The organism is Lysinibacillus sphaericus, from assembly GCF_002982115.1.
Lineage (GTDB): Bacteria > Bacillota > Bacilli > Bacillales_A > Planococcaceae > Lysinibacillus > Lysinibacillus sphaericus.
Map to the genome: position 1 here is coordinate 398,951 of NZ_CP019980.1, position 16,236 is coordinate 415,186.

Annotated in this window: 14 protein-coding genes; all 14 read left to right on the top strand. The window is 37.9% G+C overall.

All coding sequences use genetic code 11. The features are described from left to right. Positions 1-68 precede the first annotated feature (68 nt). The 14 genes from hmpA to LS41612_RS02095 all read left to right on the top strand — a co-directional run bounded on the left by hmpA (position 69) and on the right by LS41612_RS02095 (position 16,232). Positions 69-1,235, top strand: a complete 1,167-nt coding sequence (gene hmpA, locus LS41612_RS02030; RefSeq protein WP_024364590.1) for an NO-inducible flavohemoprotein — start codon at positions 69-71, stop codon at positions 1,233-1,235. Between the two features lie 198 nt (positions 1,236-1,433). Then, the gene (locus LS41612_RS02035) at positions 1,434-1,694 is read left to right on the top strand and encodes a metal-sensitive transcriptional regulator (RefSeq protein WP_024364589.1); all 261 of its coding nucleotides are present in this window, start codon (positions 1,434-1,436) and stop codon (positions 1,692-1,694) included. A 44-nt stretch (positions 1,695-1,738) separates the two neighbouring features. Next, a complete protein-coding gene (locus LS41612_RS02040) occupies positions 1,739-2,080 on the top strand; it encodes a rhodanese-like domain-containing protein (RefSeq protein WP_024364588.1) in 342 nt (113 codons plus the stop codon). A gap of 12 nt (positions 2,081-2,092) precedes the next feature. Further along, positions 2,093-2,389, top strand: a complete 297-nt coding sequence (locus LS41612_RS02045) for a rhodanese-like domain-containing protein (RefSeq protein WP_024364587.1) — start codon at positions 2,093-2,095, stop codon at positions 2,387-2,389. A gap of 76 nt (positions 2,390-2,465) precedes the next feature. Beyond that, complete coding sequence (locus LS41612_RS02050; RefSeq protein ID WP_029747437.1) at positions 2,466-3,020, top strand: sulfurtransferase TusA family protein; 555 nt, start codon at positions 2,466-2,468, stop codon at positions 3,018-3,020. Positions 3,021-3,036: 16 nt separating this feature from the next. Then, complete coding sequence (locus LS41612_RS02055; RefSeq protein WP_024364585.1) at positions 3,037-3,432, top strand: DsrE/DsrF/DrsH-like family protein; 396 nt, start codon at positions 3,037-3,039, stop codon at positions 3,430-3,432. A 160-nt stretch (positions 3,433-3,592) separates the two neighbouring features. Further along, complete coding sequence (locus LS41612_RS02060) at positions 3,593-4,720, top strand: MBL fold metallo-hydrolase (RefSeq protein WP_024364584.1); 1,128 nt, start codon at positions 3,593-3,595, stop codon at positions 4,718-4,720. Between the two features lie 47 nt (positions 4,721-4,767). After that, entirely contained in the window at positions 4,768-4,995 is a 228-nt protein-coding gene (locus tag LS41612_RS02065; RefSeq protein WP_024364583.1) for a sulfurtransferase TusA family protein, read from the top strand. Positions 4,996-5,138: 143 nt separating this feature from the next. Next, positions 5,139-5,915 carry a sulfite exporter TauE/SafE family protein gene (locus LS41612_RS02070; RefSeq protein WP_024364582.1) on the top strand — a complete coding sequence of 259 codons (777 nt, stop codon included), beginning with the start codon at positions 5,139-5,141 and terminating at the stop codon, positions 5,913-5,915. A 10-nt stretch (positions 5,916-5,925) separates the two neighbouring features. Then, positions 5,926-6,633, top strand: a complete 708-nt coding sequence (locus LS41612_RS02075; RefSeq protein ID WP_024364581.1) for a DsbA family oxidoreductase — start codon at positions 5,926-5,928, stop codon at positions 6,631-6,633. Positions 6,634-7,057: 424 nt separating this feature from the next. Then, positions 7,058-8,008, top strand: a complete 951-nt coding sequence (locus LS41612_RS02080) for a c-type cytochrome (protein WP_024364580.1) — start codon at positions 7,058-7,060, stop codon at positions 8,006-8,008. 283 nt (positions 8,009-8,291) lie between these two features. After that, complete coding sequence (locus LS41612_RS02085) at positions 8,292-10,277, top strand: ABC1 kinase family protein (protein WP_024364579.1); 1,986 nt, start codon at positions 8,292-8,294, stop codon at positions 10,275-10,277. Positions 10,278-10,600: 323 nt separating this feature from the next. Continuing rightward, the gene (locus LS41612_RS02090; protein ID WP_029747435.1) at positions 10,601-11,728 is read left to right on the top strand and encodes a C40 family peptidase; all 1,128 of its coding nucleotides are present in this window, start codon (positions 10,601-10,603) and stop codon (positions 11,726-11,728) included. Positions 11,729-12,014: 286 nt separating this feature from the next. Beyond that, positions 12,015-16,232 carry an S-layer homology domain-containing protein gene (locus LS41612_RS02095; RefSeq protein WP_051147784.1) on the top strand — a complete coding sequence of 1,406 codons (4,218 nt, stop codon included), beginning with the start codon at positions 12,015-12,017 and terminating at the stop codon, positions 16,230-16,232. The last annotated feature ends 4 nt before the right edge of the window (positions 16,233-16,236 follow it).

A 16,236-nucleotide genomic window follows, 5' to 3' on the forward strand; every position in this document is an offset into this window, starting at 1 on the left:
TGTATTTTATATATTGCTTTAATGAATTGTAAGCGTTATATTGTAATCACGAAAGGATGGTATGCGATATGTTAAAACAAGAAACAGTACAAATTATTAAAGCAACAGTGCCCGTATTAGAAGTTCATGGGGTAGAAATTACTAAGACGTTTTATAAAAATATGTTTCAAGCTCATCCAGAATTATTGAATATTTTTAACCACACAAACCAAGAAAAAGGCCGTCAACAAACTGCATTAGCAAATACCGTGTATGCAGCAGCAGTTCATATTGAAAATTTAGAAGCGATTTTACCAGCCGTTATGTTAATTGCTCATAAACATCGTAGTTTAGGAATTTTACCAGAGCATTACCCGATTGTAGGGGAACATCTACTAAAAGCAATTAAAGAAGTGCTTGGTGACGCGGCAACAGATGATATTATCAACGCATGGGCTGAAGCATATGGCGTTATTGCGGATGTTTTCATTCAGGTAGAAGAAGATCTTTATCAAAAAGCTGAAAATAATGGTGGATGGCGTTTGTTTAAACCACTGAAAGTAGCTAAAAAAGAAGTTGAAAGCGACCTTGTTACTTCTATTTACTTTGTGAATGAAGATGGATCGCCACTTCCAGCATATGAACCAGGGCAATATATTAGCATTCGTGTCAAAGTACCAGGGGAAGAATATTTATTAAACCGCCAATATACACTTTCACAAGCGAGTGCTGAGGATGGCTACCGTATTTCAGTAAAACGTGAAAGCGATCATACACCAAATGGTAAAGTATCTAACTTTATTCACGATGTGTTACAAGTTGGAGATTTAGTAGATGTAAGTGTGCCAGCAGGTTTATTTGTATTAGAAGAAACTGCAGCTCCAATTACATTTGTTAGTGGAGGAATCGGCGTAACACCATTAAACAGTATGCTACAATCTTTAAAGGATGATGCAGTGAATGAAGTGCATTTTATCCAATGTGCACGTAATGAAAAAGTAGTAGCATTTAGTGATGACATCCAAACTAAAGTAAATACCCTTCCGAATGCATCTTATACAGCCCTTTATTCGGATGAGGATAAGTTATTGACAAAAGAACTATTGGCAGAACAGATTCCACATAATACGGACGTTTATATCTGTGGTCCTGTTGGTTTTATGGAGGCAGTTATTAAAAATCTCCATGAAATTGGTATTAAAGATGAAAAAATTCACTATGAATTCTTTGGACCTGCCATGCAATTAGCAAACTAAAATTATAATGAACTCTGTTATAAGCTGCATTTTACGCACTTGTAACAGAGTTTTTTTTATGTCATGCGTTATGAAATCTATATGTAAAGCGCTTTAAGAAAAAAATAGATCTTTCATGTTGACATTATACCTAATGGGGTATATTATAAAACACGTAAGCAAGATGAATCACTTAATTCGAAGGGAGGCGTACACATAATGGCGTACGATGCTAAAACAGCAAATCGTGTAAAACGAATGGAAGGCCAATTGCGTGGTATTTTACGCATGATGGAAGAAGAACAAAGCTGTAAAGATGTGATTACACAGCTATCTGCCGTGCGTTCTGCAGTTGATCGGACGATAGGTGTTATTGTCAGTGAGAACTTGCTGAATTGTGTTGCGACTGCTGATGGGGATTCAGAGAAAATGAATAGTGCCATCCAAGAAGCGATGGATTTGGTCGTAAAAAGTAGATAAATTTATTATACCCTTTATAGTATATAGATAGGAGGTAGTGATACTTGGAAGCATGGATTATGATCGCTATTGTGATTGGGTTTTTAGTTTGGCGTATGAAGCCAGCAAAAGGAGTGCAGTCCATATCAACAGCTCAATTAAAAAATGTGCTGAATGATAAAGATAAAGTATTCATCGATGTGCGAACGCCAGCTGAATACAAAGGTCGCAACATCCCGCAATTCAAAAATATTCCGTTAGGCTCTAGCTTTGATAAAATACCGAAGGATAAAGAAGTTGTCGTTATTTGTCAGAGTGGTATGCGTAGTAGTCAGGCGTGTAAGCAATTGAAAAAACTAGGATATGAGCGCGTAACAAATGTCCGTGGTGGCATGAGCGCCTATTAGGAGGAAACTATTGTGAAGGAAATTTCAGCAAAAGAAGTACAACAAGCTTTAGCAGATGGACAGATGTTAAAAATAATCGACGTTCGTGAAGTGGACGAAGTGCAGGCTGGACATATTCCTGGAATGATGAATATGCCACTTGGCTTACTTGAGTTTCGCATGCACGAGTTAAATAAAAATGAACCATATATTATCGTTTGTCGATCAGGTGCTCGCAGTGGTCGTGCTACACAATTTTTAGAAAGCCAAGGCTTTGATGTAACAAATATGGTTGGTGGCATGCTTGCATGGGAAGGCGAAGTACAGTAATAGTCTATAGTGAGGGTATACCCTATTCTATATTTTTTAGCAAAAATAATACCCTTATAGGTATAAGGAGGAAGTTATGAGTATTAAGGCAGATTTTCAACTAGATGCAAAAGGGCTATCCTGCCCGATGCCAATCGTAAAAACGAAAAAGGCAATGGCTGAATTAGCGGATGGTCAAATTTTAGAAGTTTCAGCTACAGATAAAGGTTCAAAAGCCGATATCGCAGCTTGGGCTGAGTCTGTAGGGCATCAGTATATCGGGACAGTGGAAGAAGATACTGTGCTTAAGCATTACATTCGTAAATGCGCGCAGGAGTCAGCTGATGGAAAAACGTTTGAGTCCACAATTGAGTTGGAACAAATCGTAGGAAGAGATGGGCTTATCCTCGATGTGCGTGAAGAAGCGGAGTTCGCATTCGGTCACATTGAAGGGGCGAAATCCATTCCGATGGGTGAGCTTGAAGAGCGTCTTTCTGAACTCGATAAAGATCGTGAAATTTATGTGATTTGTCGTACAGGTGCTCGCAGTGATTTAGCTGCACAAAAGCTAGTAGCAAATGGCTTTACAAAAGTATTTAACGTCTTACCAGGTATGACATCTTGGACGGGCGAATTAATTAAAACTATTTAAATTGGAGGAATTTATTATGTCAAACAAAGTAGCAATTATTGCAAGTAACGGTGGTCTTTTTGATGCGTATAAGGTGTTCAATATCGCAACAGCAGCGGCAGCTTCTGATAAGGAAGTAGCAATCTTTTTCACATTCGAAGGATTAAATTTAATTCATAAGCAAGGCATGAATGCTTTACCAATGCCTGCTGGTACAGAACATTTTGCAGAAGGTTTTGCGAAAGCAAATGTACCTGCAATTCCGCAATTAGTAGAAATGGCACAAGAATTAGGTGTTAAATTTATTGCGTGTCAAATGACAATGGATGTAATGGGCTTAACAGTAGAAGATTTTGTAGAAGGTATTGAGGTTGGGGGAGCTGTAACATTCTTAGAATTCGCTAAAGATGCAGCACCATCATTAACGTTCTAATTAAGTTGCAACAGATGTAGACGGCTTATCATGAGTGATAACCGAATGCTGAATATATTCAGTAGTGCATTGGATTTTGACTAGAAGATAACAATAAGCGGAGAGGCATGTCCTTTCCGCTAAAAAAATCAACGAAATAATACCTTGGGGGGTAAACGGAGTGTCAGTATTAAAATGGAGCGCTGCAGAAGTAGCGAAAAAAGTAATCGAAAACAAAGAATTATTTATTTTAGATGTACGTAATACAGATGCATTTGAAGATTGGAAAATCGATGGACACAAATTTGAATACCTTAATTTTCCGTATTTTGAGCTATTAGATGGTGTCGAAGAAATTTTACCTAAAATCCCTACGGACAAAGATGTATTAGTCGTTTGTGCAAAGGAAGGATCTTCAATGATGGTGGCAGAGATGCTATCTGATGCTGGACGTACTGTTGCCTATTTAGAGGGCGGTATGAAAACGTGGAGTGAATATTTAGAACCGATTAAAGTAGGCGATTTAACAGGTGGTGGTGAGCTTTACCAATTCGTTCGTTTAGGTAAAGGCTGTCTATCTTATATGGTTATTTCTGAAGGCGAAGCAGCAATTATTGACGCTGTACGCTTCACGGATGTATTTACAAACTTTGCAAAAGAGAAAAACGTTCAAATTAAACATGTTTTTGATACACATTTGCATGCGGATCATATCTCAGGTGGACGCCATATTGCAGCACAAACAGGTGCAACATATTATTTACCACCAAAAGATGCAGAAGAGGTTGTATTTGATTATACGCCATTAGTAGATGGCAATGTGGTGCAAATTGGGGCTTCGAAAATTGATGTAGGTGCACTTTATTCACCAGGTCATACAATTGGCTCAACGTCGTTTGTTGTAGATAACAAATATTTATTAACAGGGGACATCTTATTTATTGATTCAATTGGTCGTCCTGATTTAGCAGGACTTGCAGAAGACTGGGTTGGTGATTTACGTGAAACACTTTATAAACGTTACCGTGAATTATCGGACGATTTAATTGTTCTACCTGCTCATTTTATGATTATTGATGAGCTAAATGAAGATGGTACTGTGGCAAAACGTTTAGGGGAGTTATTTGCTGAAAATCATGGTTTAAACATTGAAGATGCTGAAACATTCCGCAGTATTGTTACAGATAACTTACCACCACAACCAAATGCATATCAAGAAATTCGTCAAGTGAATATGGGGAAAATAACGCCAGCTATAGAGGAACAAACTGAAATGGAGATTGGCCCGAACCGCTGTGCAGTAAGATAAGTGCCAGTCACCCAAACAATTTACAAACAATTTAAAAGGAGATTAACATGAACTCAAATTTACAATTAGATGCAAAAGGTTTATCTTGTCCAATGCCGATCGTAAAAACAAAAAAGGCGATGGATACACTAGCTTCAGGTGAGATTTTGGAAGTACAAGTAACAGATAAAGGGGCTTTAGCGGATATCCCTGCATGGGCAAATGCAGGTGGTCACACGATTTTAGATAAATCGGAAGACGCTGGCGTCATTACATTCTTTATTCAAAAAGCGTAATGAGACGGGTGAGTGTTCAAGCAGGACACTCACCTTTCCACTTCATTCTACAATGCATTTTGCCGAATGCAGTAATAGCCTTGGTGAACTTAGCTTTTGCGTTAAGGAACAAGGTGTAAACGACTTGAAAGAAGGAAAAATAGATGGATATAACATGGGTTATTACGATATTTTTAATCGGCTTTGTAGGATCTTATATTTCAGGTATGCTTGGTATTGGAGGCTCGATTATTAAATATCCAATGCTATTATATATTCCACCTTTACTAGGATTTACTGCATTCACAGCACATGAAGTATCAGGTATTAGTGCTGTACAAGTGTTTTTCGCTTCGATTGCAGGGGTATGGGCATATCGTAAAGGTGGCTATCTAAACAAATCCCTGATTATTTATATGGGTGGGGCAATTTTAGCAGGTAGCTTTGTCGGTAGCTTTGGTTCCCAATATTTATCGGAGGCAGGCGTTAATATCGTTTATGGGATTTTGGCGCTTATAGCGGCAATTATGATGTTTATTCCTAAAAAGCAAATTGACGATAAGCCAATGAATGATGTTACTTTTAATAAGCCCGTAGCGGTAATTTTAGCATTCATAGTCGGTATTGGTTCTGGTATCGTAGGAGCAGCAGGTGGTTTCCTACTTGTACCGATCATGCTTGTTGTACTAAGAATTCCAACGCGTATGACGATTGCTACAAGTTTAGCCATTACTTTTATCTCTTCCATTGGGGGAACAATAGGAAAGCTAATGACGGGGCAAGTGGATTATTATCCAGCAGCCATCATGATTGTGGCAAGTTTAATAGCAGCGCCATTAGGAGCAAAAGCAGGGAAAAGTTTGAATACGAAAGTATTACAAGGGATATTAGCTGTCTTGATTCTAGCAACGGCTATTAAAATTTGGATGGATATTTTATAGGAGGATAACAATGAAAATTGAAGTGTTTTCTGACTTCTCATGCCCATTTTGTTATATAGGGAAAAGAGAGTTAGAACAAGCAATAAAAGAGGCTGGATATACTGATCAAGTAGAGATAGAGTACAAATCCTATCAAATTGATTCTACTGCACCGAAAGAGACGGGGCAAAGTTTTTATGAACATTTTATGGCTCAGCAAAACGTAACGCGTGAAGAAGCTGAACAAATGACAATTGGTATTACTGAACGAGCAAAGGAAGTTGGGCTCACATATCAATTTGCTGAGATGAAAAAAGTGCATACAGAGAAAGCCCACCGCTTGGCAAAATGGACGAAGCAATTTGGAAAAGAAGCCGCTTATATAGAAGTGTTAATGGCTGCTTATTTAATGGAAGGTAAAGACTTAAATGATGATGCCATGTTGCTAGCGGTTATTAAAGAGTTAGGCTTAGATGTTGCCGAAGCACAACAAGTATTGAATACAAATGAAGCTTTTAAGGAAGAGTTAGATAAAGATCGCTACGATGCGCAACAGATTGGGGTACAAAGCGTGCCATTCTTTGTTTTTGAAAATCGTTACGGTATTAAAGGTGCTGAGCCGAATGAAGTATTCGTACGTACATTGCATCAAGCTGCGGAAATTGCTGGTATTAAACCTACTTTAAATATGGTTGGTAACGGTGATGCTTCTTGTGCGGATGGTGCATGTAAATTATAAGTGCATCATCATACGCTATTGCACAAAAGTGAAAAAGTGTTAGATTGACTGAGGTCAATCTAACACTTTTTTTGCTATGCCGAAGTTGTCCGCTACGGCGGCGCTTTCCGCTCAGCACAGTAAGCCACAACCCTCTGCTTGCGTTCTGAACAGGAGAGTCGCCTCTACGCTAGCGTTATTCCTACCGAACAATATGCTACAAAGCAAGCCGTTGGTTTTTTATTTAATCGTGTTAGCAGATAAAAGTGGAAACTACAAGGGGTATTAAGCATTGTTTCTGTTGTTATAGTACAAATTTTTATGTATATTAATTCCATTTTTATCGGCTTTATGGTTCTAAAATTGCGAAGTGTGAGAAAAATCACATCCTGCCATATATTATCTTGCTAGAATAAAATTAACATACAAAGGGGGGGTATTAGTGATGAAGAAAATGACAACTGGTATAGCAGGAACAATCTTAATAGCTGCTACTCTTTTTGTTGGAGCAGCCATTAGTGACAAAATATTAGGTGACGCCAATGGTGAGACGAACGAAGCGGCGGTTAAAACACAAATACCAACGACGGCAAATTCACAAAAAGTCGTTTACGCTCCGCCAAGTATCGAAGAAGTACCTGATGGACCGATGAAAGAAGCGATTTTATATGGTTATGAACTGGTAAGTAATACGCATGTTGCGGCAGATGAATACGTAGGAAATCAGCTATCTTGCACAAGCTGTCATGCAGGTGCAGGGTATGATGAACAAGCTTCTTCTCTAGTTGGTGTCACAGCTAACTATCCACAATATATTGCTCGTTCTGGAGGCATTGTAACGATTGAAGAGCGCATTAATGGTTGTATGGTGCGAAGTATGAACGGTAAAAAATTTGAAATGAATAGTGACGAGCTTGAAGCGATGGTAGCCTATTTTGCTTATATTTCACAAGGCGTGCCTGTTGGTGCAGAGCGTGAATGGGCTGGCACAAGTAATATGAAAAGCGTCCCTATTCCAGATGTAGCACATGGTGAAGAACTGTATGCGCAATCTTGTATTGCTTGTCACGCTGCTGATGGTTCTGGAACGGGTGCAACTACAGGTCCTGCATTATGGGGCGAAAATTCCTTTAATGATGGAGCGGGCATGGCACGTATGTCTAAAATGGCTGGCTACATTCAAAACAATATGCCAGTTGGAGCGGGTGGTACGTTATCAGATCAAGATGCTGCTGATTTAGCTGCTTACATTTTATCGCAAAATCGTCCAGAGTGGGCCAACCACGATAAAGACTGGCCTAAAGGTGGTCGTCCTAACGACTTAATGAACAAAGAAAAACGCGAACAAGTGAAAAATGGCACAATTGATTGGGAGCAAGTGCTCTCTACGAACTAACAAGTGCCAGTCACTCAAACAATTTTGAAATTTAAAAATCCACGAAGACTTCTTTGGGAACACACGAGTTGTTGTGTCTTACAATGTACCCATGGAAAGCGGAGTGGATTTTTTCGCTGTAGGAGAGTACATACTAGATAAAAGGTGCTAATGGAATGACTTGAACTGATGAAGATATGTTTCTGTAAAACCTCTTGTTGTCGTTAGTGGCTAGTAAAGGAAAGTTCGTTCATGAATTTGTTATACTAGCAGTATTAGGAAAAACAGCGGGAGGTGGCACTTGTTGGTTTATTTGAAGTTACTAATTCAAATTATTTTTGTTGCAGGAATTATTTATTTTGTTAGCGGACGGTTAATAGGTTCTAATATAAATTTTGTACGCAGAGTGCTCTCTGTTGTTATTAGTGTTACGCTTACGTCCTTTGTATATTGGTATTCCTACTTACGCCATCGAGATTTTTTATCGGAAACGATGATGCAAACCGTAACGGAAGTAAGCACCCTTATTTGGATAGGTAGTATGCTCCTTATCTCCATGCTGCTCTACCTCGTTTTCGAACTTTTTGATCCGATTGGTATTAAAGGTGGAGAGCGCCGTCATGGGCAAAAATCAATTTTATTGAGATTGCGTAGCTACTGGCGTCAGCAGAAGCGATTACGTCAGGTGTTAAAAATTGCAGTGACGAATGGGATTGTCCAAACGATTAAATATGCGAGGCAACGAGAAAATGAAAAGGAGCTTGCCATTGCCTTAAGAACAACGTTAGAGCAATGCGGCGGGATTTTCGTCAAATTCGGGCAAGTACTATCTACGCGTAAAGAATTATTTTCTCCAATTATCATTGATGAGCTAGAACATCTACAGCAAAGTGTAAAACCTTTGCCGCATGAGCAGGTGACAAAGATTTTAGAAACTTCCTTACCAAGGTCAGTAGATGATGTCTTTATTCACTTTCAAATGGAGCCATTAGCAGCAGCCTCTATTGGACAAGTACATAAGGCACGACTGAAAAATTACGAAGAAGTTGTGGTGAAGTTACTGCGTCCTGAGGTAAAGGGAATTATGCGTGATGACCTTGATATTTTAGAGGAATTTGCAAATTGGTTTTCCAACAAATCTACTTGGGCAGAGTCGTTAGGCTTTCGAGAATTAGCTGGTGGATTTGCTGATGGGTTAAGGGAAGAAATTCATTTAGATATCGAGGTACGTAATACATTACAGGTAACAAATGCTCTTGCTAAAAGCGATTATAAAGTGCGCATCCCTAAAATATATACAGAGTTTTGTGATGAAGACATTATTGTTATGGAATACGTTCGTGGTAAAAGTGTGGCGGAAGGGGCATCTGAATTTCGACGACTAAACATTGATCGTAGCCAATTTGCACGTACAATTTTGTATTCCTTTTTTGAACAAATGTTATTTTCAGGGATATTTCATGCCGATCCACATCCAGGGAACGTTTATATTGATGAGACCGATGGAGTCCCAATTCTGCTAGACTTCGGAGCGGTTGGACGTCTAGGTGCTACTCAGCAAGAAGGGTTAAAGCTATTTTTACTAGGTATTCAACAAAATGATTCAGGTATTTTATATGATGGCTTAATGCTACTCGTAGAAAATAAAGAACATGCGGAACGTGCTAGGGTGGAGCAGGCTATGGATCAAATCTTGCTGAAAATATCCTATGTTGATCGTATCCCTACCGAAGAACTAATTCATTCGTTATTTACAGTGGTACGGGATTTTGGTCTTGCGTTTTATCCTTCTGTTGGTTTGGCGCTTCGATCTTTAGTAACACTAGATGGAACATTGCGTGTAATTGATTCACAATTTGATATTTTTACAGAAGCGAAGGATTTTTCGGCATCTTATATGCGAGCTGCATTTTTAAGACCGTTTAAAGAACCTTTAGAAACAAAAGAGCGTATACAGGAAGAACTGTCGATGTTAATACCTACTTTACGGAAAATGCCAAGGCGTATCGATCAGCTAATTCAACGAGTAGAAAGTGGAAAAATTATATTGCATCATGATATTTTTTCAGATGACCACAATGCACGTTTCATTACTCAGCTATTTTCCCGTTTTGTCTTATTACTTGTCGGCATTACATTTGGAATCATTTCTGTTGCGTTGTTAGCCATTTCTCAATTTATACATGAACCATATGCAGTGTATTTGAATACGGCCGCATATCTAGGGTTATTTCTGTGTGCAATATTATTAGTACGGCTGTCCATTCAAGCTTTACGCTCAATGAAATAGTAGGTAGGGGATGATTCTCCTACCTTTTTTATATTACAAAAAGATTACAAAACACCAAGGTGAAATGGACTACTTGGAGATGAAAACGTCATTTTCTAGCTGTATATAAAGGTTTTGTAGAAAAATGTCGCGTTTTATACAATGTTACAATTATATTTCGAGTTTTACTTTACGATTAAAACGGTGAGAAATAGTATAAAAGTTACGGCATTAATGCTAAACTTTAAAAGGCTAATAAAAACATAAGAACTTAATTGAATCGTTCAAGTATTTACATAAGGAAATAAAGAGCGAAATTGATAGATGAAGGGAAATGAAGATTCATGGGTAAGCGCAATAAATGGCGTAAGTCGATGGTGCTAACATTAGCACTTGCAGGCGGCTTATTATTTAATACAGTACAACCGATTGAAGCACACGCTGAAGAAACGTCTCAGCAAATGATCGAGAAAAAAGCAAAAATCGATGCGGAAGTAAAAAAATTAGAGACAGAATTACAACAGCTACAACAAGAAATCGATGAAAAAGTGAAAGTATTTAACCAAGTACAAGCTGATATCAAAGAAGTAGATGCAGGTATTGCTGAAACTGAAAAACGCATTGAGCAACGTTCAGCTATTTTAAGTGAACGTATGGCGGCTTATCAAGCACAAGATAACACTGTAGGTGTCTATTTAAGCGTTGTGCTAGAAGCAAAGAGTTTTGCAGATTTAATGGACCGTGTCGTAGCGGTTAAAACATTAATGGATGCTGACCAAGAGCTAGTAAATCAACAAGAAGCAGACAAAGTGAAATTAGAACAACAAAAAGCAACATTAGATGAAAAACAAAAAGAGCTTCAAAAACAATTCCAAGAGCTTCAACAAAAGGAAAGCGAAATGGAAGTGAAAAAAGCTGAAAACCAAGCAAAATCACTTGCATTAAAAGCTCAAATTGCAACGAAACAAGAAGAAGAGCGTTTAGAAGCTGAACGTAAGGCTGCTGAAGAAGAAGCGGCTCGTTTACGTGCACTTCAATCAGCTACACCTGTTGTTCAAGTGAACAATAATGGTGGCAAACCACAGTCAATCGTCGTGGGGTCTGGTGCTGGTACAGCATCTTCAGGTGGTGCTATTTCAACTGCCAAGCAATTCCTAGGTCGTGCGTATGTTTGGGGTGGTAGTAACCCTACAACAGGCTTTGACTGTTCTGGTCTTGTACAATGGTCTTACAAGCAAGCTGGGGTATCATTACCTCGTACAGCATCACAACAATACTTAGCAACACAACGTATTTCAGCAAGTGAAGCTCGCGTTGGTGATTTAGTATTCTTTAGCTATGGTTCAGGCGTAGCACATGTTGGGATTTACCTTGGTAATAACACAATGATTGATGCGCAAAATAAAGGCGTAGTGATCGAATCACTTGATTGGTGGAACCAATATTTAGTAGGCTTCGGTCGTATTCAATAAGCTTATAAAAGTTAGACGAATGAAATAGCAAAAAAGTTAAATAAAAATATACAATAGCATCTATTATCGGATTATCACGATAATAGGTGCTATTTTTGTTTGGCTATTTAATTAAATGTAAGTCCTTTTTACGGTTTTAAATAGAGATTGATAATGTAAAAAGTAATAATCATTTCCTATGAAATTAATACTAAAGTATCTTATTTGAGAGAAGTTTGAGAGTTTCAGTTGTTATGCTGATTACGGCATTCATTTTAGAAAAATAAAGAGGGAGAGGAGAAATAGAATGCAGAATAAGAAATTGATACATGTTGTTATTATTTTGTTCATGCTACTTAGCTTGCTTCCGATTGCACCTCGAGAAGCAAAAGCAGCATCGTTAAACCAAATATTTTTAGGAGAACCACAAGCGGTATTTTCGGGTAGAACGATTAGCTCTGGAAAAAAAGTAGTAGCTATTGGAAAAGATAGTGATGGTACACTCCACATGGCAGGAATGGTGGGTTTAACACCCTTTACGTTAAGCGATTTAAAAGGAGTACCTGCCTATCAATTACATAATGGGAGTCGGGAGCTGAATGAATTTTATAGTACAGCAATGACTGACTTAGATGGTGATGGTAAACAGGATATTGTTTCAGCTGGACCAAATGGCGTTCAAGAAAGCCCTAATAATATTATTTTATGGAACCATGATAATCAAACATTAACAAAACAATCTACGTTTAATCTATTTTCAATAGCCTTTTATGGTAAGAGTGTGCAAACGGGAGATGTCAATAATGATGGAAAAAATGATATCATTTGGTTTACAACAGATAACGTATATGTAGGTATTAATAATAGTACACCAAATAATCCTTCATTCTCGTTGAAAGTAAATGCGGGCGTAGATAATCAATCAGGAAATAATGGTTGTTCTATGGGCGATTTTAATGGTGATCACAATTTAGACTATATTTGTTCGACAAATAATAAAAATCATAATGATTTATTTAAAATTGGACTAGGTAATGGCGATGGTACATTTCAGCTTGAAGCAGTACCTCAAAGATCGGATAGTATAGTCGCACTATATCTTGCTTCAGATGATTTAAATCAAGACGGAAAAGATGATTTTGTATTAGTGAGAGGTAGTTACCCATCGAAATCAATTGAAATATCTGTAGGACTTCGTAATAGTACGAATACAGGTTTTGATATAACGCTATTAAGTCGAAGTGCATTTATAAATGGTTCAATTGCAATTGGTGATTTAAATAATGACGGTTATAAGGATATTGCTCTTACAGCTTTAAATAATGCAAATCAAAAGAACTTAGACGTTCATCTTAATAATGGGGTAGGTCAATTTAACAGCGCTCCTGATATTACTACAAATGGGGGGGATATCGAGCAACTATTTATAGAAGATATGAATAATGATGGTGTTAATGATATTTTGACAGTTGGAACTAGTCAAGTTAGTTATTATCCAGTAAATCTATATAAAGAAGTTACTAATTTAGCGCTCGATCAAACGAATATAGCGCTTAAAGCAAATGCAACAAAACAGTTAACAGCTTTATTTACTCCTGCGGATGCAACATCTCAAGATGTAACGTGGGAATCTAGCGACTCCACGATTGCAGCAGTTGACCAAAATGGTTTGGTGACAGGGTTAGCAGAAGGTAGCGCTACCATTACGGTCACTTCAACAAAAGATGGCACAAAATTTGCAACATGTAATGTTTTAGTTGGCAATCCACCAACACTATCTAATTTAACTGTGAGTGAAGGAACACTAAGCCCTGCTTTTGCAGAAGACACAAATGACTATATCGTCCATGTAGATAATGCGGTAACTTCATTAAAGGTAACACCGACAGTGATGGATACTGCAGCTACAATAAAAGTACTAGATACAGATGTTACGAGTGAAAGTCCATCTGATGAGCTTTCACTTCAAGTTGGGAAAAATAGTATACCTGTCGTTGTGAAATCTATCGAGGGTATCGAAAATACGTATACTCTAACTGTAATCAGAAACGCAAGTAGCCCATTGGTTACAAGTGCTTCGACTACGGAACATAGCCAAACACAAAGCGGATTAGTTATTACATCAGAAGATGGAAATGCCGTTACACATCTAAAAATTAGTAATATTCAAGGTGGGGCATTATTCAAAAACGATGGTACAACAGTCATCCAAGATGGAGATTTTATTACCATTGCAGAAGGGAATAGTGGCTTAAAGTTCACGCCGACACAATATTTAAATTCAGTGGCAAATGATGTCTTTAGTTTTGATGTTGCTGCAGCACTTGATACAACAGATAGTGGCCTAAGTAATACGGCTCAAGCTACTATTACTGTGAGTGAAGTGAATGATGAACCAATCGCGACAGATGATACACTATCAGTGAAAGAAAATGCTAAAGCTAAAATCATCACGTTTGCTGAGCTGCTTGCTAATGATAAAGCAGGTCCAGAAAACGAAAACAATCAAAAGCTTAGCATGAAATCTGTTGATAATGCAGTAGGCGGAACGGTAACGATTGAAAATGATGAAATTAAGTTTGCCTTTGAAAAGGATTTTAAAGGTCAAGGGAGCTTTAACTATACAATTGTAGATGATGGTACAACTTCCGGATTAATTGATCCGAAAGAAGCAACAGGAAATGTCGTTTTTTCTGTACAAGAAAACCAAATACCTACTGTCAATGAACCGATTGCAAATCAACAAGGTATTGCAGGTGGCGATGTTATCTCCTTGGACTTGTCAAATACGTTTAAGGATTTAGATAATGATTCTTTGACATTATCCGCAACCTCAAATAAAGAAGCAATTGCAACAGTCTCAATCAAAGATAATAATTTGAAAATTAATCCATTATCAGCAGGCCAAGCTACTATTACTGTTACTGCTGAAGACGACTTTGGAGGCAAAGTTACAACTGATTTTGAAATAACGGTTGTACAACAATATACTGTTACCTTTGAAGTGAATGGCGGTAGTAAAGTGCAAGCGCAAAAAGTAAAAGTAGGAGCTGTCGCTACAAAACCAAGCGAAAATCCAACAAAAGCTGGATACACTTTTGGCGGTTGGTATATGGATCGTGAACTGACGAAGGTGTTTGATTTTACAAAAGGTATAGTAGGCAATACAACGGTCTATGCGAAGTGGGAAGTGATATCTAGTGGTGATGGTGGTTCTTCTAGTACTCCGTCAACGTCGGAACCTACTCCAAAGCCGACTCCTACAGAAGATGTAAAAGTACTTGTTAATGGTAAAGAAGAGGCCATTGGTAAAGCGACAAGCACACAGGTAGGAAATCAAAAAGTGATGACGGTAACGGTAGATTCTAAAAAGTTACAGGAAAAACTAGCGGCAGAAGGTAAAAAAGCAGTTGTGACTATTCCTGTAAACAAGGATGCTGATATCATTATTGGAGAATTAAATGCTCAAATGGTAAAAAATATGCAGAATGAGCAAGCATTAGTAGTTATTCAAACACCAACAGCTTCTTACACATTGCCAGCTTCACAAATCAATATAGATGCAATTTCTACAGAAATAGGAAAAGATATTTCACTTGAAGACATTAAAGTACAAATCGAAATTGCGAAGCCTACAAACGATATGGTGAAGTTTGTAGAAAATGTGGCACAACAAGGTAATTTCTCTTTAATGGTTGCACCTATTGAGTTTACTGTAAAAGCGGTAAGTACTATAAAAACGGTTGATATTACAAGCTTCAACGCTTATGTTCAACGAACAATAACGATACCAAAAGACGTGGAAGCAAGCAAAATTACAACGGCTATCGTCGTTAAACAAGACGGCACAGCACAACATGTACCGACAAAAGTGATACAAAAAGAAGGAAAGTACTATGCGGTTATTAATAGTTTAACAAATAGTACGTATGCTCTTGTTTGGAATCCTATTGAATTTACCGATGTGGCTAATCATTGGTCAAAAGAGGCTGTGAATAATCTTGGCTCTCGAATGATTATTAATGGAGTACGTGAGGGCATATTTGCACCTAATCAAGATATAACACGTGCACAATTTGCTGCTATTATAGTCCGTGCGCTCGGTTTAAAAACAGATGACCTTACTAGTCATTATGCAGATGTAACAACAGATGCATGGTATGCAAGCTATATCAATGCTGCAAGTGAATACAAGCTTATTCAAGGTTACAGCAATGGTCACTTTGGACCGAATGATAAAATTACACGTCAGCAAGCAATGACAATTTTAGCGCGTGCTTTGTTGTTAACCGATATAGATACAACGATTTCAGAGCAAGAAGCGGCAACTATTTTAGCTGCGTTTATAGATGAAGGACAAATTGCCGAATATGCTAAATCTCCTATTGCAGTTGCAGTAAAAACAGGTTTAGTAACAGGTAAGGCAAATAAAACAATCGCGCCAACTGCTAATATTTCGCGTGCAGAAGTAGCGGTAATAATCGAACGCTTCTTAAAGAAAGCAGAGCTTATTAATTCAAAGTAATAGA